Origin of the sequence: Variovorax sp. LjRoot175 (genome assembly GCF_964253805.1) — a bacterium.
GTDB lineage: Bacteria > Pseudomonadota > Gammaproteobacteria > Burkholderiales > Burkholderiaceae_C > Variovorax.
The window spans coordinates 3,414,748-3,437,156 of sequence record NZ_CAXURY020000001.1; the positions used below are offsets into that span (position 1 = coordinate 3,414,748).

A 22,409-nucleotide genomic window follows, 5' to 3' on the forward strand; every position below is an offset into this window, starting at 1 on the left:
CGAACAAAAAAAAAGGAGACAACGTGGATCAAAGAATTTGGCATGCTTCCTACCCGGCAGGACTGCCTCGTGACCTTGTGTACGGCGAGCACGACACCCTCGTCACCTTGCTCGAAGGCGCTTTCACGAGGCACGCCGCCAGGACGGCTGTGACCTGCGCCGGTGAATCGCTGACCTACGCCCAGGTCGAGCATGCATCGGCGCTGCTCGCGCGGTCCCTGCAAGCGGCCGGTCTCAAGCGGGGCGACAGGGTCGCCCTGCTACTGCACAACAACCTCATCTACCCGGTAGCGTTAGCGGCGATCCTGCGCGCAGGCATGGTGGGTGTGGCGATGAATCCGCTCTACACGGCCCGCGAGTTGCAGTACCAGTTGGCCGATTCGGGGGCGTCCGCGCTGTTGGCTGGCGAGCCGTTCATCGGCCTTGTCTCCGAGGTTCTCGACCAGACGCAACTTCGGCATGTCATGACCGTGCCGATGCAAGGCGTGAAACAGGCCCTGTTCGCGACTGCCGGAGAGACGGGGGTCAAGCCTGAGCACGCCGACCCTCGCATCGTCAGCTTGCGCGACGCCACGTCCACGCTGGCAGACGCCGACTTTGCAGGCGAGGATGTCCTTCCCTCCGATCTTGCCTTCCTGCAGTACACCGGCGGCACCACGGGCGTTTCCAAAGGCGCATGCCTGACGCACCGCAGCGTGCTTGCCAGCTCGCTGCAGATGCAGTCCTGGTTGCGACTGACCCTCGAAATCCAGAACTTCGAGCTGGTCACGCCGCTGCCCCTGTACCACATCTTCCCGCTCGGCATGGCGCTGATGGCTCTGGTGAGCGGCGGACACAACCGGCTTGTCATGAATCCGCGTGACATCCAGGCCTTGTGCGCCGAGTTGCGCCGGATGCCCTTCGATGTGGTGATCGGCGTCAACACCATGTTCAACGGCATGGTGAACATGCCCGAACTGTCATCGGTCGACTTCTCGCGTTGTGGCATGGTCATCGGGGCCGGCGCCTCGATCCAGGCGGCGGTCGCGCGCAAGTGGGAGGCAGCGGGCGGGCCACCGATCACCGAAGCCTATGGCCTGACGGAGACGTCGCCCAGCGCGACCTTTAATGCGCCAGGCTGCAACGGCACCATCGGCGTGCCGGTGCCCTCCACCGACGTGCTGATCGTGGACGACGCGGGCGACCCGGTTCCGCACGGCACGCCCGGTGAGTTGCTTATCAAGGGGCCGCAGGTGTTCGCAGGCTACTGGAAGCGCGAAGAAGAAACGCGCAAGGCGTTTACCAGCGATGGCTGGTTTCGCACGGGCGATGTCGTCACGATGGATGCGCAGGGACTGATGACCATCGTCGACCGCAAGAAGGACATGATCCTGGTGTCCGGGTTCAACGTGTATCCGAACGAGATCGAGGGCGTGGTCGCGCTGCATCCGGATGTGCTGGAGTGCGCGTGCGTAGGCGTGCCCGACGAGCGCTCCGGCGAAGTCCCTCACCTGTTCGTCGTGCGTCGCTCGCCGGGCCTGCAGGAGGACCACGTCGAATCACACTGCCGCAAGCTCCTGGCACCCTATAAGGTGCCTCGCCACATCACCTTTCTTGAGGCCCTGCCGAAATCGACCGTGGGCAAGATCCTCCGCAAGGAACTTCGGGCGCCAGCGGCGGCCTGATGGCGGGGACGGGGCCTCAGCCTGCAGCGCAGCGCAGGCGCTCCATCCCGATATCGCGTATGCCAAGCGTCTCGAGCTTTTGAATCGTGGCGTCGAAGTACTCGCGGCAGGTGCCGAGGCTGCCCGCTCCTGTGTTGATCATCCGGGCCATCTCATGCAGGGAGAGCGTCTTCGTGTAGCGCGGATGCGATCGGTTGACCGTAAAGGTGATCGCGCGCACGGCCCGGCCGTCCACATCAGCAGTCACCCATCGCGGTTGGTAAACCTCGGTCAGCATCTCCCTTCGCCAGAGCACCCGCAGCTCATCACGCACCTTGCGCGGCTCGATCTGCAAAAGCACTCCCTGACACGCGCCACCCCGGTCAAGGGCGAGCATCAGCCCGGGGCACTCTTGCGACCCCCGCCCGATGACCGAGCGCAGGCAGAAGGCGCGGTGCCAGCCGTGAACTTTCGCCGGACGCGCGCCAGTGTGCTCCACCGCGGGATTCCACATCAGCGATCCATATCCAAACACATGAACAGCTGTATCGCCATCATGCCGCGACAGGATGCCTTCGATCGACGCTTCCAGTTCCTCGGCCGTGCGCAGCCGCGCTCCCTCCGGAAGCTGCGCATAGACGTGCGCCATGAAGCCGTCGTCGAGGAGCCCTTCGCGAGTGACTCGCGCGGGCTCGACCACCGCCCTCGATCCAGCTCGGTCGTCCTCGCGCGGGCTGAGATAACGCATGAGCGAGCCTCTTGGGAAATCGTGTTGACAGGGCGCGAACTTTAACATTGAATTCGTTTACTAAACGATAGTTAAATACACTGACTTCCATGATCCAAGTGCAGCGTCGCGGACTGACGAAGGTCTGGCCGCGCGATCTGATTGCGAGACTGATTCACTTTTCGGCGCAATGGAATGCCGCTGGCCCCGAGATAGATGGAAGCGTGGCCGCTAATGAACGAACCAGGAGTTTTCCATGACCCATCGTTCATTCTCACTAGCCTTCTGGATTGCCATGAGCGCCGCGGCCCTTGCACAGGTTGGCTGTGTGTATAAGGCCGGGGTCGCAGTCGATGCAGGCCGCTCGACGGCAACGATCGAGAACGGCAGCGTCAAAGGCCTTGCAAAAGGAGACGCGGAGGTGTTCCTCGGACTGCCTTTCGCGGCGCCGCCAATGGGAAGCCTGCGTTGGGCTCCCCCCGAGAGAGCCGCTTCCTGGCAGGGCGTACGAGACGGGACGGTCGCTGGACCTAGTTGCCCGCAGATGGGTGGTTCCCCGGTCATCGGTCGAACGGAGAACGAAGACTGCCTCTATCTCAACCTCTATCGTCCCGCAGGCGCTGCTTCGGGCACATCGCTCCCGGTACTTGTGTATGTTCACGGCGGGGCCAATACGGTCGGCGGCGCAGTCCAGATCGACGGCGCTCGCATGGCGGCAGAGAACCGGGTTGTGGTCGTTGCCATCAATCACCGCCTCGGATCACTCGGTTTCTTGAATCATCCCGCCCTCGCCCAGCAGGCCAAGGATCGCCTGGCGGGAAACTATGCATTGCTCGACATCAAAGCAGCGCTGGAATGGGTTCAACGCAACATCGGTGCATTCGGCGGCAATCCCACCAAGGTTACGTTGGGAGGAACCTCGTCGGGAGGAACCAACGTTTGCGCGCTCCTTGTCAACCCTGGTACTGCTGGGCTTCTTCATGCGGCGATTATTTCCAGCGATGATTGCTTGCGGGACGTTGACACGGTCGCGCAATCGGAGGCGCGCGCGGCAGCCTTTGCAACCAAGCTTGGATGCGCGAACCCGGAGAATGTCGTGACCTGCTTGCGCTCCAAGAGCGCCGGCGAGTTGGTGACTGCCGGAGGCGCCTGGAATCCACATATCGATCCCAAAGGCTTCCACCGCAAGCCTGCGATCGAGTCGATGGCAGCAGGCGAATGGAGGGCGGTGCCTGTATTGATGGGCAGCATGCGCGAAGAAGGTCGTAGTTCCGGCGTGGCTTTCGCCAACTTCACGGCCCAGGCGTACGCGGCCTGGGTAACCCGGCTCGTCGGGGCTGACCGTGCCCCAGCGTTGCTGGCAGCGTATCCAGCGGACAAATACTCGGGTCAGTACGCGCTGCCCTACGTCATCGGCGACTTCATTACCGACAGCGGAATGCGCGGTCTCGGCGGCTGCACCAACCTGGCGCTGGCGAGACATCTCGCGCGGCAAACGCCCACTTTCTATTACCAGTTCGAGGATCCAAACCCACCGGCACCCTCGACGCCGCCCGGCTATGAGTTTCGCGCGTCACATGGTCTCGATACTCCGTTCACGTGGGCCGATTCGCCTCACATGCAGCTCTCCTCCTCACGGTTTACCGAAGCGCAATGGCAGTTTTCGAAGGAGATGACCCGCTACTGGGCCGCTTTCGCCAGAAACTTCAACCCGGAGGTTCCCGGCCAGGCGGCGTGGCCCCGATTGATCGCGGACGGATCGTTGATGTCGCTGCGGCCGGGCGGCCGGAGCCAAGCCTCGCCTGTCGCACACTTTGCAGAGTTCCACAAATGCGCACTGTGGGAAAAGATGCCCTGGGTGCTCGATCGCGGCGAACGCTAATCTGCTGCGATGCGGAACGGAGATGACTCCCTCGTCATCGCACGAACCGCAGGGATTGGGCGAGCCGAGACCCCTGCCTGACCCGCGAAGCCGGTGCGCATCATCGTGCCGTCCACCGCGGGCAGCCCTTGGGATCCGATGGCCCACCCACAATCTCGCCGATCGCCAGGGGCAGGCTTTCGAACAGCCGTTCGTCGTCGAGAACAAGTCGGGCGCGACCAGAACGATCGGCAAGGATCAGGTCGCGAAATCTCCGGCAGCGCGCTGGGCGTGATGTTCATGCCTCACACGCTGGTGCCGGGACTGTTCCCGGAGATGCCCTACGACACGCGGAACGACCTGGTCCCGTGAAGTGATGATGGCGGAAATGATCGTGTAGCCGGCCCCGTAGGCTTCTCCCTGCGCGAGTCGATCACTTTGCACTGTGACATGGAGCGGAGTCAGCAGACCCCAGGAAGCTTCATGTTGTGCTCGTACAAATGAATCCGCATCCCCGCTTTGGGGGGGGTGACATTCCCTGGAGGCGTCTGCCTTTCCGTACACCCAGCATCCAGCGGTGTCCAGTCGCGTCGCACAGCCCGCACCGCGATACGGTGCCTCATCGGGGAAGAACGACAGGCGCCCTCTTCCAAGACGCGACACGAATTGCCGGAAATGTGCGAAACAGTGACACGTCATGCCGGAAATTAGGTTCTGTCGAAGCGGCGAACCTGAAAAGCAGCGCCGTCCATTGCCGAAATCAGCGCCAAACGTTCTCGAAATTCACATCAGTCTCCGAACCCGCATCTCTTCGAGGGAAAGCGGGTTTTCTTTGCCTCAAGCCAATCCGCGGCATAGCATGCCATGTCGGTACTTTGTCGGTACTTTTGCAGGTACCTGCGCTGGTCCCGACATCAGGTACCGACACGCCGTACCGACAAGCCCAGGAGCGGCGATGCTGACAGACACGTTCATGAGGCAGGTGAAGCACAAGGGTGCCGCGATCGGCGAGCGTTACGCCGACGGCGGCGGCATGTACCTGCGCGTTCGACCGGAATGCCCGGTCACGATGGCCCGGAACGGGCGGTCACGATGCGCCGGAATACCCATCCAGGTCATGATGCGCTGTCCACGCTCGGTATGACTTTAGACGCCTGGGGCAGGCCAAGCGTGTCGGTCACAAACGCGCGTCCGCTGCCTCTTGCTCAAGAGACTCGCGCACACTTCCGAGCATCCCCGACAAGTCGGCGAGGGACACATCGCGCCTCCTGCCGCTGGCGCGATCCCTGAGCAGCTTCTCAATCGACGACAAGCCCTTCGCTGCCAGTACCACGCGATCTCTTCGCGGCGCACCACTGATCACCTTCAACTCGTCCACCAGAATTTCAAAGCCGCGTCGTTGGCTGCCATCGCGCCCGGTCCAGCGTGTTGATCGCAACCGGCCCTCGACAAACACCTCGGCTCCCTTTCCCAGCGTGGACAGAGCCCACTGGGCCAGCCGGCCTTTGCAGACCAGCCGATGCCACTCGGTGTGCTCGACGTCCTGGCCGGCCTTGTCCGTCCAGCGTTCGTTGGTCGCCAGGTTAAGAATCGCAAGGACATCCTCGGCCGAGCCGGCCCGCTCCGCATCCCGGCCAAGACGTCCGATCAGTTGCACATGATTCATGTCCATCTCCTACTGTTGCCGGATCATCTAGCCCACGACGGATAGCGCATGCATCGGGTCGTAGTAGACGGCCGGGACGTGCCGCCCCAGCTCGCGATCGAACACCAACTGCACGACGACATGCACCAGCGTGTGCAGCAGCCGCATGATCTCCTGAAGCGCCAGGCTGCGGCCCTCGTCGGACGCCTTGATCAACAGCGCGATCCGAACGAACGCCTCCTGTGGCGAGTTTGCATGAACGGTCGTGACGCCGCCCGGGTGCCCCGAGTTGAGAACGTTCTGCACGTAGTAGAAGGTCTCGTCACCGCGCAGTTCGGCGAGCAGCACGCGGTTGGGCGTCTTGCGCATCACGGCCTGCAGCACCTGTTTGGCCGTGGCACCCACCACACGCTCGCCGGCATGCGAATCCCGCCGATAAAAGAGCGCCTGCGAGTTCGGATGATTGCGCAGCGGCATCTCCGGCGTGTCCTCGACGGTGATGAGGCGCTCCCAGGCCGGGATCAACTCGATGAGGGCACGGATGAAGGAGGTCTTGCCGCTGCCGGTGGCACCAGAGACGATCAGGTTCTGATGTTCTCTTACCGCCCGTGCGAAGAATGCCGGCCAGTCACCCGCCCTGGCCAGATCCCATAGCTCGACCTGTGCCGGCTCGAGATGAACGAGCAGTCGCGCACGCTCGTCATCCGACAGCGATGCCGAGTGCACATGCCGCGTGCGCTGGAAGTAGCGCTGCTCGACAAACTGGCCCAGCTCGAAGGACTGGCTCGTGTGCTTGCGCAGGTTGAGGTAGATCATCCCGCGCGCCGCGGTCGGCGGCATCGTCATCTCGATGCGCTCGCCACCTGGCAGGTAGGCAGACAAGATCGGGTCGCCCTCGTCGAAGGGCTTCTGGGAGATGTTCGCCAGGAAGTTGCCCAGCGCCTGAAGGTACTCGAAGCTGATCGCGGGCGCCTCAACCTGCTCCCACACGCCGCGCTTCCAAAGCTGCACGACTCCCGGCGCGTTCACCGCTACCTCGTTGACACTCGGATCGGCCAGCCAGCCTTCGAATGCACGCAGGTGCGCCAGGATCGAAACGTACTTGTCGGATGCGCCCATGACCGCGCTGCTCAGTTCACCGATGCGGCCGGACGCAACTCGTAGACCGTCGAGAAGTCGACGTCCCGCGCCACGAAGATCTTGATGACCTCGCCCTGGTTCTTGTACAGGCTCGGCCGCAGCTGGCTGCCCTGTTTGAGCATCTCCTCGACGATCGACTTGGTCGTGCTGCCCGTGTTGTTCAGCTGCGAGAACGAACCCTGCGTGCCGATGTTGTACGTATCGCCGTAGGCAGCGCCCGCTGATCGCGAGGCGCGCGCGTCGTCCCGGGCGATGTAGCTCTGCTTGGCATCCTCGAACAGCGAAAAGAACACCGCCCCGGCAAAGCGCTCGAACCACTTGTTGTCGACATAGCCGGAGGTGCCTGCGCGGCCCAGCGCATCGGTACCGGGCGAATTGAGCTGGACCGAGACGAAGTTCGGCGTCACGGCGCGCGACCAGAGGGTGAAGATCGTCTTCTGGCCAGCCTGCAGCCCCTGGCTGTACTCGCCTTCCATGGTCGTGCCCGCTTCCATCAGTACCACCTTGCCGTCCATCGACATCACCGGGGCGCTCAGAATGCATTTGAGGAAGCCGGGCTGATCGGTCAGGATCGCCGTCAGCAAGGTGCAATCCGGCAGCGTGCCCTTGGCCAGGGTCATCGACGGATTGCGGTTGATGGTCGCGCTGGTGCCCGGCGTGATCGTGGCGGACAGTGCGCTCGCCAGGGCATTCGTGCCGCCTTGCGGCGTCGAGGCGCCGGGCAGGCCAGACGCCGTCGTCACTACAGCACCCAGCTGCGCCGCAGCAGCCGACACCGGCTGATGCGCCGCAAGGTTGATCGCGCTCTTGCGGCGGCGCTCGCGGACACGATCCTCCTCCGTCATGCCGCCCTGGGCGGCGGGCTGGCCGGTGTCGGGTTTCTTTTCGAGCTCGGGGCAGTTCAGGCCGACCGGAAGACGCAGGCCGCCGGGGCATTCCACGTACGTCGGCGGAGCGGCCACCGAACCGAGCGCCAGCGGGACCTTCACCTCGGGCGCGGCGAGCGGCCGCGCATCGGTCTTGGTGTCATTCTTCGATGCTGCCTGCGCCCCGAAGAGACCGAAGTAGTTGTTCTTGCTGGCGATCCCGAAGAGGATCAGCAGCGCCGCCACGGTCGACGTCGCCACCAGGATCAGCTTCTGCCCGGGCGCGACGGCGCGCTTGCGCTCGACCAGGCCCTCGCGCTCTTCCTCGGCAACCGGTGCTTCCCTTTTCTGCTCGAACATCGCTAGCCTCCCGGTTCCCGGATTGCGCGCTGGACCCTGCCGCTGGCGGTGCCGGTCGGCGATGACTGGATCGGCAGGCTCGGCGAGCGGTTGGTGATGCCCGCCACCAGCGCGCCGCGGCGCAGGATGACGCGCTGCACCACGCGGTGCAGCACCATGGTGTCCTCCTCGACGTGGTAGTCGACCAGGCTCTCGGTCCCGTCGGGTTCGATGACGAACGCCGCGGGCAGCGGGTTGGCAGCAGAAAACAGCATGAAGGTCTGTCGGCCGTTGTCGTGCATGGACAGGGGCTGCAGCTCCTGCGGCCCCGCGATCCAGTAGTCGTAGTTGAGCGTTCCTTCACGCGAGGACGCCTTGAAGCCCGAATTCATCTGCCTGCGCTCGGCCTCCTGTTTCACCAGCGCGATGGCCTCAGGTGTGCTGGCGTCCTGCTCGGGGTACTGCAGGCGCACCCAGTACGCGACGCTGCGCGACGTGCGGCTGGTGGTCTTGAGCTGGAACAGGTACGAGCGCCGATTCGTGAAGATGGTCAGATTGGTGTCCGCCTTGACGTCCTTGGGCTTGAGCACGAACAGGTTGCCGTTGATGGCCGCATGCCAGGCATCGCGGTCACCCATCGCGAAGTCCTTGATCTCCTCCTTCTTGCTGAGCTCGATCGTGGTGACCACCCCTTCGGCGGCGGCGATACGGATGATGTTGTCGCCAGTGAACTTCACGGTCTGGATCCGCGCGTCGCTTGCGGATGGCACCGTTCCGACTTCGGCGCGGACGAATCCGGCCGACAGCAGCAGCGTAAGGAGCGCACACGCAGAGTGGTTCATCTGGTTGCGGCCTGCGGCATGCCGACATTGGCCGGCGTGATCGCATTGGATGTCGACGAGACAGGAGCTGGCCCCACCGACCCGGGCGCTGCCGGCGCGCCGAGCACCTGCGGCACGCCCTCCTGGTCGCGGCGGTAGTTCACCGCGCAGAAGCCGAAGGCGTTGACATGCAGGTCTCGGATCTGAGAAGGTATGTTGGCCTTCTCGTACCGCACCGTGAGGGTCGAGATGTAGCGCGTGCGCACAGGCGGGGCGACGCCGCGCGTCACGGTTTTGTCGAAGCGCACCTGCGCCACGCGCAGATCGTCCTGGTCGGTCGGCAGGAACGTGATGCTCTGAATCTCTGCGCGCTCGGCATCGGTCGGCGTCATCGTCTTGACCGGCGACTGGGCGTTGATCTCGGGATTGAAGTAGTTCTCCCAATCGGTGCGCACCGGTCCGCAGGACATCAGGTAGGCCGTCTTGTAGTTGGCTTCTGCTTCGCCGCGCGTGAAGCCCTCCCGCGCAAGCACATAGCGAGCGACATCCGATTGAACGATCTTCTGATCGCGGTCGCGGCCCACTGTCACTGTCTCACCGGGCGCCTGGACGTCGTAGGCACCGGTGGCGTTGTCGACGCGGATGATGGCGGGGACGAACTGCTTGAGTGGAAGCAGGACGCTGATGCTGAGCACACTCAAGGCGCACAGGATGCCGCAGGCCCAGGCGATCCTGGCATTGCGTGAGGCTCGGCGCTCGAGGCCCAGGCGCTGCTGGGTATCCCAGTCCAGCGCCTGTGCGAAGTAGGTCTGCCTGTCGGTCACTTGACCGCCTTGGTGCTCTGCGACGCGTTGATGGGTCGCTCCTCGCCAGACGGCCAGCCGGGCGGCTTGGGCGCGCCGCAACCGAGGAGGCTGATGACCACGGCGAGCAAGAACAGCTTGAGCAGGTGCTTCATGTCAGCAGCCTCACTTGGAGCTCGAGCGGCTCCGCAGCGACCGTCCGTGAATCAAGTTCGTGAGTCCTGCACCGAACGAGCCACCACTTCCGCCTGTGAGCGATGCGCACATGACCGGGATCTGCAGGAACATGAAGAACATGGCAAGCGATATGAGCAGAATGGGTATGGTCAGTGCGGCGACATTCAGCCCGTCTCCTTTTGCTCCCACCAGCCGCGCAACCATCGAAAGCACGCCACCGCCTCCCGAAACGCCGCCCAAAGTCATATTCAGCTTGCCAACGTAGCTGTTGACGATTCCGATGAACATGAAGATGAATAGCGCAGTAAACACGTGATAGAAGACGAAGTACAAAGCCGTGTTCAGCCACGAGTAGAAGTAGTTCCTCGTCTGCGGGAGGATAAGCGCGAGCAAGAAGAATGGCCCGACAGCGAGCACCATGCTCAAGCCGAGTTTCGAGAAGATGATTGAAAACATCGCGGCAGCTAGCAGCAGGTACGTAGCCACGATCACTAGGACGCCCATCAGGAACAGGGCGATCGCTGGACCAATCGCCAAGTCTTTCACTAAGTTCGTGCCAGCAGTGAACATCGCTGAGACGAGGTCTACGATTTTCTCGTTCACTTGACTCAATAAATCGGGTGCACTGGAAGATGTTGCGCTCAGCGCGGTCGTGAGTTCAGATGGAAGGTTGAAGATGGGTCGCGCGACCCACGACAGATACCCGTTTCCCATTGCGTAGAGGACGATCATGAAGCCGACGAACTTCAACAACCAGTCAGTGATCGGCACCGCAACCTTGCCCTCAATTACGAGATAGCACCAGATCAGCATGCAGATGCCCAGAAGCACCCAAGCGACGGGAATGACATAACCCGAGATGCCCGCAGCGGCCGTTTCGTAGAACGATCCCAACGCCCGTTCAAAGTTGTTATAGATGTCACCGATGATGTTGTCGGCCATGACGTGCGTCGCATCAGAACCTGACGGTGAGTGGCTTAGTGAGCTTTCCGACCTCGTCTTGCACCTTGCAAACCGCCATCCGCTTGCTGTTCTTTTCAACCTCTTCGGTGCAGGCCTTGTTCAGCTCCGTTAGCGGAGCGAGGTTGCCCTTGTCTGTCTCTGCCGCGATGGCTTTGGCGTCGAACCTTGGCAACTGGCTTATTTCTTCTTTCTTGCCGCATCCGGCGAGGGATGCCACAAGCACACCCAGAGCGACAAAGAGGTTTGATGTTTTCATAGCGTCAAAACCTGATGCCGCCAGCCGCCCCACGGGACATGCCGGCATTGAAGTTGTCGATGGCCGACTGCTGCTGCAACCGGCGGTCCGCCTCTTCCATCGCCTGGATGGTCGAGAGCTTGATCTGCTCGTTCTGCATCCGCACGGTTTCCACCTGGATACGCGCCTGCACTTCGTTGATCGCCTTCACGTCGGTCGAAGCGTTGATCGAACCGACAAAGGTCTGCAGGTTGCGGATGTTCTCGGCAGCCTTGCGGTAACCCATGTCGCCGATCTGCTTCTGTAGTGCGAGTTGCTGCCACTGCTGGTTGCAGGAAGAACGCATGGTGGGGTCGCTGTTGAGCTCCGCGCACGATCGCAGCTGGTTGGCTCGCATGATGTCGTTCAGCGACCCCGAGATGCCGGCGAACGACCCGCTGCCGTTCTTGAGCGACCGCACCGCGCCAACGTAGTCCTGTGGAAGGTACTGCGTCAGCAGGTCGTTGTTCATGAGGCTGCCCAGGTTGCGCATTCCCTGCAGCGTCCCGTAGACCTGCTTCATCTGGTCGAGCTGGTCGCTCATCGAGCGCAGCTGCTCGGTCCACTTCATGATGGTCTCGACCTGGTTCATCATGGCCGGGATGTCGCTCGTGACCGTCACCGGGATCTGGGCGTTGGCGCCGCTGGCCAGGCCAGCGCTCGCCACGAGTCCGAGAAAGAAGCGCCTAGCGCACATGAACCGCTTCATCACACTCTCCTTCTCAGAAACAGGGGCAGCCAGGCAGCCGGCTCGGAACCCACCTCGGCGATCGCTGAATGCATGACCTCGACGTTGTCCAGGCTCGCCGAAAGGACGGCGAGCATGTCGTCCATGCCGCTCAGGTCCATCCTGACCCGCACCGACTCGGCGCCCTTCTTGAGCAGGAACTGGCCCGAGTTCTCCTCGGTGTGCTTGATGAGGTGAAACTCGCGCGGCGTGAGCTTCAGGCCGTCGATGTAGTCGGCCTGCTCGGCCTCGCCGTTGGGAAGGAGCAGCTGGGTCGGGAACTGCGACAACAGCGTGCTGCCGAGCGGCGAGCGGCTGATGTCGCTGGGCTCCTGGGTGTCCAGGCCGATCACGCCGTCTTCCTTGCGGATCGTCTTGCCCTTGTTCTCGATGAAGCTCTGCATCAGCGGATCCTTCAGCGCCCGCCAGGCCTCGGCGATGTCGATGATGTGCGGCGCGCCGGACGCCTGCTGCGCGATCTTGTGCGTCAGGTATCGAAGGATCGGCGTTCTCGCCTCCTCGATGTCGAGGAAGTTGGTCATGTCGAAGCCGAAGGTGTCGGCGCCGCTCAGATCGAACCGGTCGGTCTCGTTGTCCAGCACCCACGAAAAGGCACCGCCGTCGCACCAGCGACCCAGCGCGTTGTAGAGGCTGCTCTCGCGATGGGTAGGCAGGGAATCGCGCACTCGGGCGTAGCGGCGATGCTTCGGCTCGAGTTCGTAGACCTGCCGGATGCTGCGCAGCAGATCCTCTTCGTCCTTGTGCGTCATGACGTACTTGCCGTCGAACTGCGCGTTCCAGCTCATGATGCTCAGGATCACGGAGATGTTCTCCGGGGTCGGCACCATCGAGAACGGGTTCATGCCCGTCGGCTCGCCGCCGGTGATCCGGAAGTACCGCCCTCCCATCGCGCGAATGCAGATCTCCTCGCCATAGTCCTTGTCGAAGCTGAAGATCTTCAGTGGCCGGCCGCTCGCCATCTCTTGTTTCCTTGCGAGCAGGCGCAGCGCGAGTTTCAACACCGTCTTGCCGCCGCCCGAACGCCCAATGATCTTGTAGTTGCCCAGCTCCTTGCGGTGCGCCCGGGCTCGCGCGTCACCGGCGGCGTCGTTGGCCGCCCCGCCCTGGTCTTCCTCCGAGCCGCGCCGCGCCGCCAGCTCGTCGTCATAGTCGAGGCGGATGCCCTGCTCCAGCAGCCGGTTGCGGCTCACGTGGTAGTTGAAGAAGTAAGGCCCGCCCGCTGCGGTCTTCAGCAGCGCAATCGGCGCACCCCACTGGCTGCCCTGCGCGTTGCCCCTGGGATGGTTGTGCATCGGGAAGAACTTGGAGAAGTTCTTGCTGCTGATCGGCATCGCCCGGATGCGTCCGTAATTGAAGTTGCCCGGCAGCGTGCTGAAGTAGGTGCAGATCAGCGCCCCACCGCGCTCGCGCGAGGTGTTCATGCTCTTCTGGTCGAGCAGGGTCACGGCGGTGTTGACGTTCTGGTTGAGTTCCTTGATGGAGTCGCCATAGACCACCAGGATCAGCTCGTGCTCGAACATCGAGAACTTGCCGGCCTGCAGCTGGGTGCGCGCCGCGGCGACCTCCTTGAGCTGCTCCTCGTTGTCGCTGGTGGACTTGATCTTGTTGTACTGGGTCTTGAGCAGGGCATCGGCCTTGTCGAAGGCCATCACCGTCACCGACTGACTGAGAACGAACTCGAAAGACGAGGACAGCAGGCCTTCGAAGACCTTGGCATCGAGCTGCTCGGCCCGGTACGGGGCCACCAGCGTGAGGATGGCGGCAAACCGGGAGCCGGCCGCGCCCTCGATCTCCACCGTCTCGGCGCCGAAGTTCAGCGCCGCGGCCTGCAGGCTCTGGCTCAACGCGTACGCCCCGAGCCCGATGTTCCGGTCGGTGTTGTTCAGCAGCCGGCCATAGAACCTGGCGGTGCGCGAGCACAGCTGCCCATCGAGGTCGTAGGTCCCGAGCCGCCGCGGATGGTAACGCTTCAGGCTTGCCATCAGTTGCGCGGACAGCTTGGACAGCTCGTCGCGCGCCCGCAATCGCAGCTCGGTCATGGCCTCGCTCGAACGCTTCGACAACCGGATGCTGGTGCGGTCCGCCCGGTTGCCGGCAAGGCGATACACCGGCGAGACGAACAGCTGGTTGGTGAAGTGCTGCTCGCCCTCGAACTTGCGCGCGTACTGCCGGGCGAACTCCTCGGAAAGGCTGTTGTCGTAGCGGATGTCAGAGAAGTCGTGGCGCACGCGCCGGCGCTCCAGATGCGTCCACAGCGCCACGTTCGGGCTGCGCGCGATGTTGTTGATCGCGGAGAACCATTGCTGATTGAGGTTGTCCAGCTCCCTGTGGCCGAGGGTCTCGAACGACAGGCCCTGCACCGAAATCGTCTGCGTGAGGTCGCCCTCGTAGGTGATGACGGTGTGGTCGTCGATCTGCTGCGAGTACGGCAGGCAGCTGGCGACACTGCGCTCGGCCTTGGTGCTGGGCGCGGCAGACATCACTGCACCTCGCTCCGATTCAGGTGCGGGCTGAAGCTGACGACGCCGCGGCCGTGGCTGTTCTTGTTCAGGGCGAACCAGCGGTGCCGGTAGCTCGCCACCAGGTCCCGTACCCAGAACGGGTTGTCGTTGGTCTTGAGAACCAGGACCAGATGCAGCGGCAGCAGCAGGAGGGTCCAGAACCCGAACAGGCGCGTGCACAGCAGCAGGAGCATGCATTCGGCGCCGAACACGGGCAGCGGCACGTAGGCCTGCAGCACCGGTGCCTGCGGCCCGCGGTAGATCACGGCGCGCTCGAGCGCCGGCTCCTCGTGGCGTTGACCGGCCTCCATCATGGCGCTCAAAGGTTCGAGATGCCCGAGGCCGATCCGCCCACCATGTCCTTGACGAACTGGATGATCGCCACGATACCGAAGGCCAGCGCCGTTCCCAGCAGCGCCTGGAAGAAGATCTTCTTCGGATCGTCGCGGCCGAGCCAGTTGCCGGTCACCCAATTCAGCAGCGTGAGCAGGCAGGCGATGGCGCCGATCACTCCGACAACGCCGTAGATGGCGTTGAAGATGTTGACGCCGGCCTGCTTCAGGCTTTGGGCCATGACGGGATCGCCAGCTGCTGCGAGCGCGCCCGCAACGCATGCCATGCGCGCCCAACCGGCCACGCGGCGAGCCTTGGCGAGATCAATCCTGTGGAGCGGCAGGGTGAACTGGGCAAGCATGGAATCCTCCCGAGGTGAAGTGGTCGGTGTTTGACTGCGCAGGTAGAGGGTCAGAAGCCCGGGCGGCTGCCGGCCTTTTCGAAGATGTCGAGCGACTCGCCGGCAAGGGTCTGCTTGCTCTTGGTTTCGTCCGCCGGCAGCGCAGCGACGTTCCCCGCCGCGCGCGGGGCCGAGACTGCGGGCCGGGCGGCCAGGGCACCGGCGCCGAAATGCACCGAGGGCGGCGCACTGCTCATGTACGCGAAGATCCGGCTGCAGTACGCATCGCTGATCGCCCGGTCCACGCCGCCGGAGTTGTAGCCGCGCAGCGCCGCCCATATCGCTGCCATGCCGGAATAGCCGGAGGCCGCGGCACGGTCGTAAGAGTTCCAGAGGATCTTCTGGCCGACAGCGAGGTTCTGGCACGGATCGAAGGCCTGCTGCCAGGTCAGCCCGTACAGCGACACGTTGCTCGCGTGAATCTGCGCCAGTCCGACCGAGAACTTGCGGCCAGCGGCAACCAGGGCCTTGGCCGTTGCGACGGCCTCCTCCAAGGTCGCCGGCTGCTTCACCGAACCGTGCGCCTTGTCCATGCCGATCGCCAGGGGCTGCCAGGCCGACTCAGCACGCACGAGCGCCTGCATCAGCACCGGCGAGACCTGCGGAGCACATTGATCGAGCAACGCAGCGATCGCTACCATTGCGCCGCTCCTGCATTGCCACGCGTACCGCTTGCAAGGAAGGGCGCAAGCCGTAGACCATCGCACAACGTCGCGGTGGAGTGGCTTTGCATGGTCGTAGCGAGCATTTTTTGATCGTCAACGGATGGAAAACTAGTCAGTGCTGTCTGGCGTGGCGTATTATGTATCGTCTGACGATACAAAAGATGATTTTTAGTTGCGCGTGACGCAAACTTACATTTGGATAAGGCCAGAGTAGATGACATCCAGTCCGCCCCCCGACGAAGACGAACCACCGTCGCAAGCCGCTCAGGCCGTTCGCGCCCTGCTCGACCGCCACGGCATCCCCAAGCACAGGCAATCCACATTCGTCGGCGAGTTCTTCAATCTCTCGCGCGCTGCTGCGCACCGCCGCGTTCACAGCACGGCTGCCTGGACCATCGACGAGTTGCAGACCCTCGCGGAAAAGTTCGGGGAGTCGCTTCCGGAGATGCTCGGCGGCGGACGTGCCAAGGGAGGGACGAGAGCGACGTTGCAGGTGGGAGAGGTCCGGGCCCCGTGCCGCGTCTGGTTTGCCGATGGCGATGAGCTCGGCAACGCCACCTTTGTGGCCGTAGAAAGCGCCGGCGCCTACAAGGTCGTTTCTGCAGACTCGGCACCCAAATCCTCCAGGACCCGGCAGATCGCCCGCTTCGAAATCGACCAGATGATCGGCCCGCCTGCCCGCATCGCGGTACTGGACGACGACAAGGAAGTCACCAAGACGATCTGCGCCGCGCTGCGTGAGAAAGGCTACGAGCCGGTGGGTTTCAGCGCCGCGAATGCGTTGATCGCAGAGATCCAGCGCTCGCCGTTCGACGGCTACATCCTCGACTGGAAAGTGCGCGGCGGCAATGCCTTGCCGGTCGTGGCAAAGATCCGCGAGCAGGCTGTTCACGGCGCCATCGCCCTGCTCAGCGGGCGCCTGCGCGACGGCAGCATCAACACGGCGGAGGTCGCCGCGGCGTCGAGCCAGTACAACTTCAGGGTGTTCGAAAAGCCCGCGCAGATCGAGTTCATCATTGCGGCGCTCGAGAGCGATGGCCTGGAATCCCCTCGAGCCCCGGATTCCCGATAGGGCTTTTCCGTCGCGCGGTCGAACGGGCAGGGCATGAGGGTCCGAGCCGCGACCGACGCGCGCGTGACGACCAGGTACGGCCACCTCACCTCTGGTGAGCGACCCCGAGCGCCGCCGCTGCCGGCCTTGCAGGCGGCGGGCGCATCCTGAACTGAGCGGCAAGCTTGAGCCTGGCAGCACGGTCTATCCTGGTTTTCAAGACCATCTCCTCGTTGCGCGCATCGCGCAATTCCAGTGCCGCGAACTTCTTCGGCTCCCGGCTCATTGCCCCGGCGAGCGTCGACGCGTCGTCGGTGAACAGCGTGATGTCGTTGCGCGGCCGCGAGATGGCCACGTAGAACACCGCCCGGTTGCTGGTCAGGCTTTTCGTGTTGGCGTCGACCAGCACCCGGTTCCTGGTGAGCCCCTGCGCCGAGTGGATCGTGCTGGCGTAGCCGTGCTGCAGGTGCATGGGCCGCCGGCGATCGATCCTGATGCCCAGGTGGCCGCCTTTGAGCGTCACATGCGTCGCATCGACGGCCGCCACCTGGTAGCGCTCGCCATTGCAGATGCCCAGGGCCTTGTCGTTCGCGCTCACGCGCACCCAGTCGCCCGGCGCCAGATCCACGTTCTCCTTCTCGTACAAGCGCAGCATGGACTGCCGACCGGGGTTGAAGGCGAAGCGCCGGCCCCCTTCCCGCTCCACGGTGAGCAGGTTGCGACGGATGTCGTGGCTCACGACGCTGAGCTGCTCGCCCTTGACGAGATCGCCGCCGTAGCTGCGCTGCGGCACGACGATCTGGCCGGCCTCGTAGCTCTGCGCTGACTTGAGTTCGGCGCGCGTCATGTCGACGTTGTTCAAGACTTCCACCTTTTCACCGTTCGGAAGTGACAGCCCCTCGCGCACCAGCGCATTGATCGCCCGGCGTGCCTCGTTGGTGCCGGCGACGATCAAGGTTTCGAGTCGCTCGGATGCCAGGAGCTGGACATAGGCCTGCGCAATGCGCACGTAGCGCCGGGCGTCCTGCTTCACCTCCACTACCGTATGTTGGAGCACCGACACGGCGGCGGGAACCTCGCTGTTCGCCGCGTGGACCACCGCCGCACGGATCGCCTCGTTCCTCTGGCGCTTGATCTCGGTCAGGTAGGCCCTCGTCATGCCGGCGTCCTGCAGCTGCTCGAAAGGTTTGCCGGCCTCCACCGCGTGGGTCTGCTTGCGATCGCCCGCCAGGATCAGCCGCGCATCGTGCTTCTCGACGATGGCCATGAGCTTTTCGAGCTGGTGCGCGGGCACGACGCCAGCTTCGTCCAGCAGCACGATCGAATGGCGATCGAGCGCTCGATGCTGGCTGGTTCGGGCAAGGAAGGAGGCGAGCGTCTGCGACTCCATACCCAGCGCAGCCAGCGCCTCGTTCTGCGACGCGTAGGGCGCCAGCCCGATCACCCGGTAGCCGAGCTTGCCCGACAGCTTGCCGGTCTCGGCCTTGATCCCTTCGACGGCCTTGCGCAGCATGTGGCTCTTGCCGGTCCCTGCCAGGCCCTGGATGCCGACGAACCGATCGCGCGCGGTCAGCACCATCGACACCGCATCACGCTGGCCGGCATTCAGGTCGCTCGCTGCCAGCATGCCGGCCGCCGCCTCGGCAGATGCCACGGCGGGCACGGCGCGGCGCCCGGCTTTCTCGATGGCCAGGATGCGGATCTCGCTGCGGCGGGCTTCGGGCGTCGTGAAGCGCGGCTCGGCCGAGACGAGCGCACCGCGCCGGATGGCCGCGTCGACGCTGGCCTGCGCCTGCTGCTGGGCCTGGCCGCGCGCCGCCATCGTCAGGGCGATCCATGAAGAGCGGGTCAGCTTCTCCGAGTCGTCATGTCCCTTGAAGCGGCCCGCGCGAGGATCCCTCAGCAGCTCCGAGGCGCTGATGTTCAGCGAGCGGGCCGTCTGGTACAGCGGCAGCTCGGACAGCAGACGGCCATCCGATTTCGCCGAGTTCAGCGCCGCTTCGACCGCAGTGGTGCTGGTGCGCGTTGCAGCGCGGCCATAGGCCACCTCGAGCAGTTCGCCCCGGGTGAAGATACCCTGCCGCTCCGCCAGGTGCGCGATCGCGAAGTCGATCGCGTCATTGGCTGCTGTCGCGCTGCCCCCCTTGCCGGTCAGCTTCTCGACGATGGCGTCGCCCAGCTTGCCGACTGTTCGCTGGATCGTCTGCCCGAGCCCACTCTGGACATCCAGCTCGATGCCGGCCTCGCGTGCGGTCTGCAGCCAGTGCGCGCGCAGCCAGGCACGGTCGCTCTCGGTCTTCTTGCGGCGCGTGGCCAGCGTGATGATCTGTTTCTGGGCGGTGGTGGCGCTTTCCCGATCCTGACCGCGTGCCGCGAGCAGCCGCTCGATCTCCTGGCTACGCTGACTGAAAAGCCGGATAGCCGGATCGGAAATGTGCGCCAGCTCCCAGCCGCCCTTTCGGGTCTCGCGCAACTCGAAACCCAGCGCCCTCAGCTCGGCCGCCAGCGTCGCGCGGTAGAAGGCGCCCACCACCTTCACGTTCCTGAGCATGTCCTCGTTCGAGAGGGCCCGCCATTCGCCATCCGAACGGCGTGTCAGGTTCATGACGATGGCATGCGTGTGCAGTTGCGGATCCTGCGCGCGCGACAGCTCATGGCGGAACGTCGCCGTCACGAGCTTGCCGGTGCGCTCCCGAAACGACAGGCCGGCTTGCTTTTTGCGGGTGGCAGCGAACTCCTGCAGCAGGTCGAGACTCTTTTTCACGGCCGCGTCGTGCGCGTCGATGATCCGCGGGTCACCCTTCACGAGCGCCTGGATGCTGACCGATTTGGGCGCACTGAAGGTGAAGTCGATGCCCTTGCGGTCCTTGCTGCCCCTGGTCTGGCTGAGTCGGACGCGCTTCCCGTTGGGCAACTGGCCGTCGAGCAGGTTCTGGAAGGTCTCGCGATCGACGGCGTGGATGCCGTCCAGCCCGAGATCGATCACCCCCTGACCGATCCAGTCGCCGCGATGGCCCTCCTTGCCGCAGTAGTCGTCGGAGGTTTCGAAGTAGTGGGCTGCGCCGGAGGCGCTGGTCACGAACTTGAAGGACAGCATCCGCCGGCGCTCCAGCGTCAGGCACTGGCCGCGGCGGCCACTGCTGCGGGCGTGGCGGGCGCAGCATCGGCCGCGGCTGAGAACAGCAGGTTTTCTTCCTGTGGCCGATCATGAAAGCCGTCCGCCATGACCATCGGCGCCGCAACCACCAGGCGTGGCTTGTACCTCATGGTCACGCGTGCGATGGGATAGTTGCCCGCCAGCTTCAGGTAGCCCGTGAGATTGGGGAGCAGGTGGAACTCGGCCGGCGACACCAGGCGCTCGGTGTCCTGACGATGCGAAAGGGTGCCCTTCCCGCCTGCACTGCCGACCGACACGCTGGGCGCCCGGCGCAGCACGGTATGTTCGCCGAGCCCGCGAGAGAACTCCTCGGCGGTGTAGGTGTCGAGTTCGCCGATGCCGCACAGGAAGGCGCTGCGAAAGCAGTTGCGCAACGTCAGCGCGTCGTCCCTGCCGTAGATGTCGTTGAGTTGCGCCAGCGACTGCACCCCCGGCATGATGCGCAGGCCCTTCTTCCGTCCCTTGGTCGCGGCGTCGATGATGTAGTTCAACTTCTCCAGTGAGTCGAGTTCGTCGCAGACCAGGTGCATGCGCCGGTCCGGATCCTCCGGCATCGACAGCACGCTGGCGCAGGTCACGTCCACCCAGCAGGAGATCAATGGCTTCAACGCCTGCAGCATGTCCTCACGCCAGGTGATCCACAGGCTTCCCCGGCCCGCGTCGAGCCAATCCCGGAACGAGAAGTCGCCCGAGGGCAGGTACTTGTGCGGCGTGATGTACTGGGTCAGCACGGTCCGGATGCTGGCCAGGGTGTCCGGCGCTCCGTGGAAGCAGCCGGCGGCCGGCGTTCCCGCCAGCAGCGCCTTGAGGTCGTCATTGCTGGCCGTCGTGAGCCAGTAGACCAGCCGCTCCGTGGTGCCCGCTCCCTGCCGCAGCAACACCGTCAGGGTCTCGCTCACGATCGTGCGGCCCATGCTGTTCCACGTCTCCTGCTCCGTGGACGGGCTGCGCGGGATCAGGCTGATCGCGTACTGCTCGCAGTCGAAGCTGGTCCGGATCTCGTTGAAGATGCTCCAGCCCTGGCTGCGCTTGTCGAACGGATTCAGGATCGCGTCGCCAGCGGCGTAGAAGTAGCGCATGGATGCGCCGTCGGGATCGACACAGATGATGCGGTCCTGACGCGCCACCGCGCTTTCGATGTAGTCGCTGATGCACACACTCTTGCCCGTGCCGGTCGAACCGCCCACGAAGAACTGGGTGTTCTCCACTTCCGCAGGAATGGGAATCCCGGCAAAACGCAGTTGCCCCCTGCCCTTCCTGGTCTGCGCGGCGAGCAGCGTCTGGCTCACCATCCTGGGCCCCCTCAGTCTCGTCACGAAGGCCGCGCCGCCGAAGTGATTGACGTAGCGATTCGCACAGACGGCGAAGACCAGCACGCCGAGAATCAGGCCCGCGATCGGCCCGATCCAGAGCGCTGGAATGCCGGGCGTCTCCTTGGCCGCATACCAGAGACCCCGTGCAAACATCGATGCGGGTAGCCGGTAGTAGAGCGCGACGCCAGCGACCCAGCCCGCCAGGATGGCGGCGAACACACCGAGCGCGAGCAAGGATCGCAGGGCGTTGTCGGGGCTGCGATGGCTGACGAGCATCACCTGCCCTTCAGGAAGCCTTCGATCGCCGTGACGTCCAGCACCTGGTCAGCCTGGGCACGGATGCTTTCACTGACCGACTTGCGAACCATGACGTACAGGCCGCAGAGGATGCCCAGCAGCAAGTCCGGATCGGTCTTTCCACCATCGCTATCGCGCAGCCGCTCGACCCCGGCGCCGATGCGTTCGAGCTCGGATCGAATCTCCTGGAGCACGCCGACGTTGAGCGTGAGGGCGTCGAAGTAGACCTGCTTGATGTGCGAGCTCAGGCCGGCGATGCCCGAGGCCGCATGGGCACGCTGCAGCACCTCGGCCTCTTCAGCGTTGAACTTGATGGACACGATGCTGGACATGGTCCTACCCCTTCAAGCCGCATTCACGCGGCTTGCGGACCCCGAGGTCAGACCTCGGAGAGGCCAGGCAAAGCCAGTTCACCCCCCCGAAATGGCGCGAATGGCGAAGGTCGATCATCTGCTTCTCCCCCAGAGGCCTTTCCATGCTGAGTTGCGACTCGAATGATCAGTCGTTGGGCTTCCTGCTCATGCCGCCGCGTATCAACGCAACATATTGATCGCCCCTCGAAGAGCCTATCCGAGCGCGTGCCTTCGCTCACCCACCAGTTCTGGGAGTTGACTGTTCCGCGGGCCCCGTGCCGATCTGTCCGTGGTCGCGCCGTTCCGGCCCGCAATCATGGTTTAGGCGCTGC

General features: G+C 64.0%; 21 protein-coding genes. 4 read left to right on the forward strand and 17 right to left on the reverse strand.

Features of this window, described 5'->3' with window-relative positions:
• Window positions 1–23 precede the first annotated feature (23 nt).
• The gene (locus ACSQ89_RS16995) at window positions 24–1,664 is read left to right on the forward strand and encodes an AMP-binding protein (RefSeq protein WP_436292829.1); all 1,641 of its coding nucleotides are present in this window, start codon (window positions 24–26) and stop codon (window positions 1,662–1,664) included.
• A gap of 16 nt (window positions 1,665–1,680) precedes the next feature.
• Here ACSQ89_RS16995 and ACSQ89_RS17000 read toward each other — a convergent pair whose 3' ends face one another.
• On the reverse strand, window positions 1,681–2,391 hold the full coding sequence (locus tag ACSQ89_RS17000) for a gamma-glutamylcyclotransferase (RefSeq protein WP_436292828.1): 711 nt from the start codon (window positions 2,389–2,391) through the stop codon (window positions 1,681–1,683).
• Between the two features lie 235 nt (window positions 2,392–2,626).
• Here ACSQ89_RS17000 and ACSQ89_RS17005 point away from each other — a divergent pair, with 235 nt between their 5' ends.
• Together ACSQ89_RS17005 and ACSQ89_RS17010 are read left to right on the forward strand one after the other, a co-directional pair.
• Window positions 2,627–4,252 (forward strand): carboxylesterase/lipase family protein, encoded by a 1,626-nt coding sequence (locus ACSQ89_RS17005; RefSeq protein WP_436292827.1) that lies wholly within the window; start codon window positions 2,627–2,629, stop codon window positions 4,250–4,252.
• A gap of 934 nt (window positions 4,253–5,186) precedes the next feature.
• On the forward strand, window positions 5,187–5,375 hold the full coding sequence (locus ACSQ89_RS17010) for a hypothetical protein (protein WP_436296298.1): 189 nt from the start codon (window positions 5,187–5,189) through the stop codon (window positions 5,373–5,375).
• Window positions 5,376–5,408: 33 nt separating this feature from the next.
• Here ACSQ89_RS17010 and ACSQ89_RS17015 read toward each other — a convergent pair whose 3' ends face one another.
• The 13 genes from ACSQ89_RS17015 to ACSQ89_RS17075 are packed head-to-tail and all read right to left on the reverse strand — an operon-like array spanning window position 5,409 to window position 15,882.
• The gene (locus ACSQ89_RS17015) at window positions 5,409–5,897 is read right to left on the reverse strand and encodes a single-stranded DNA-binding protein (RefSeq protein ID WP_436292826.1); all 489 of its coding nucleotides are present in this window, start codon (window positions 5,895–5,897) and stop codon (window positions 5,409–5,411) included.
• Window positions 5,898–5,924: 27 nt separating this feature from the next.
• On the reverse strand, window positions 5,925–6,995 hold the full coding sequence (gene virB11, locus ACSQ89_RS17020; protein WP_436292825.1) for a P-type DNA transfer ATPase VirB11: 1,071 nt from the start codon (window positions 6,993–6,995) through the stop codon (window positions 5,925–5,927).
• A gap of 11 nt (window positions 6,996–7,006) precedes the next feature.
• Window positions 7,007–8,242 carry a TrbI/VirB10 family protein gene (locus tag ACSQ89_RS17025; RefSeq protein ID WP_436292824.1) on the reverse strand — a complete coding sequence of 412 codons (1,236 nt, stop codon included), beginning with the start codon at window positions 8,240–8,242 and terminating at the stop codon, window positions 7,007–7,009.
• A 2-nt stretch (window positions 8,243–8,244) separates the two neighbouring features.
• The gene (locus tag ACSQ89_RS17030) at window positions 8,245–9,063 is read right to left on the reverse strand and encodes a TrbG/VirB9 family P-type conjugative transfer protein (protein WP_436292823.1); all 819 of its coding nucleotides are present in this window, start codon (window positions 9,061–9,063) and stop codon (window positions 8,245–8,247) included.
• Entirely contained in the window at window positions 9,060–9,866 is an 807-nt protein-coding gene (locus tag ACSQ89_RS17035) for a virB8 family protein (protein ID WP_436292822.1), read from the reverse strand. Before ACSQ89_RS17035 ends, ACSQ89_RS17030 begins: the two co-directional genes overlap by 4 nt.
• Window positions 9,863–10,000 (reverse strand): hypothetical protein, encoded by a 138-nt coding sequence (locus tag ACSQ89_RS17040; protein ID WP_436292821.1) that lies wholly within the window; start codon window positions 9,998–10,000, stop codon window positions 9,863–9,865. Before ACSQ89_RS17040 ends, ACSQ89_RS17035 begins: the two co-directional genes overlap by 4 nt.
• 10 nt (window positions 10,001–10,010) lie before the next feature.
• A complete protein-coding gene (locus tag ACSQ89_RS17045) occupies window positions 10,011–10,964 on the reverse strand; it encodes a type IV secretion system protein (protein ID WP_436292820.1) in 954 nt (317 codons plus the stop codon).
• A gap of 13 nt (window positions 10,965–10,977) precedes the next feature.
• The gene (locus tag ACSQ89_RS17050) at window positions 10,978–11,241 is read right to left on the reverse strand and encodes a hypothetical protein (RefSeq protein ID WP_436292819.1); all 264 of its coding nucleotides are present in this window, start codon (window positions 11,239–11,241) and stop codon (window positions 10,978–10,980) included.
• Window positions 11,242–11,245: 4 nt separating this feature from the next.
• Window positions 11,246–11,968, reverse strand: a complete 723-nt coding sequence (gene virB5 / locus ACSQ89_RS17055) for a P-type DNA transfer protein VirB5 (protein WP_436292818.1) — start codon at window positions 11,966–11,968, stop codon at window positions 11,246–11,248.
• Window positions 11,968–14,487, reverse strand: coding sequence for a conjugal transfer protein TrbE (locus tag ACSQ89_RS17060; RefSeq protein ID WP_436292817.1), 2,520 nt, complete (start codon window positions 14,485–14,487; stop codon window positions 11,968–11,970). Before ACSQ89_RS17060 ends, virB5 begins: the two co-directional genes overlap by 1 nt.
• The gene (locus tag ACSQ89_RS17065; RefSeq protein ID WP_436296299.1) at window positions 14,487–14,819 is read right to left on the reverse strand and encodes a hypothetical protein; all 333 of its coding nucleotides are present in this window, start codon (window positions 14,817–14,819) and stop codon (window positions 14,487–14,489) included. The genes ACSQ89_RS17060 and ACSQ89_RS17065 overlap by 1 nt, the downstream gene beginning before the upstream one ends.
• A gap of 8 nt (window positions 14,820–14,827) precedes the next feature.
• Entirely contained in the window at window positions 14,828–15,202 is a 375-nt protein-coding gene (locus ACSQ89_RS17070; protein ID WP_436292815.1) for a hypothetical protein, read from the reverse strand.
• 50 nt (window positions 15,203–15,252) lie between these two features.
• Entirely contained in the window at window positions 15,253–15,882 is a 630-nt protein-coding gene (locus tag ACSQ89_RS17075) for a lytic transglycosylase domain-containing protein (protein ID WP_436292814.1), read from the reverse strand.
• A gap of 238 nt (window positions 15,883–16,120) precedes the next feature.
• Between ACSQ89_RS17075 and ACSQ89_RS17080 the strand changes: the two genes are divergently transcribed.
• The gene (locus ACSQ89_RS17080) at window positions 16,121–16,978 is read left to right on the forward strand and encodes a helix-turn-helix domain-containing protein (RefSeq protein WP_436292813.1); all 858 of its coding nucleotides are present in this window, start codon (window positions 16,121–16,123) and stop codon (window positions 16,976–16,978) included.
• 85 nt (window positions 16,979–17,063) lie between these two features.
• Here the strand turns inward: ACSQ89_RS17080 and mobF are convergent, their stop codons facing one another.
• From mobF to ACSQ89_RS17095, 3 genes are read right to left on the reverse strand one after another with little or no spacing between them, the layout of a single operon-like run.
• On the reverse strand, window positions 17,064–20,054 hold the full coding sequence (gene mobF / locus ACSQ89_RS17085; RefSeq protein WP_436292812.1) for a MobF family relaxase: 2,991 nt from the start codon (window positions 20,052–20,054) through the stop codon (window positions 17,064–17,066).
• 17 nt (window positions 20,055–20,071) lie between these two features.
• A complete protein-coding gene (locus ACSQ89_RS17090) occupies window positions 20,072–21,703 on the reverse strand; it encodes a type IV secretion system DNA-binding domain-containing protein (protein WP_436292811.1) in 1,632 nt (543 codons plus the stop codon).
• Window positions 21,703–22,056 carry a hypothetical protein gene (locus tag ACSQ89_RS17095; RefSeq protein WP_436292810.1) on the reverse strand — a complete coding sequence of 118 codons (354 nt, stop codon included), beginning with the start codon at window positions 22,054–22,056 and terminating at the stop codon, window positions 21,703–21,705. Before ACSQ89_RS17095 ends, ACSQ89_RS17090 begins: the two co-directional genes overlap by 1 nt.
• Window positions 22,057–22,409 lie beyond the last annotated feature (353 nt).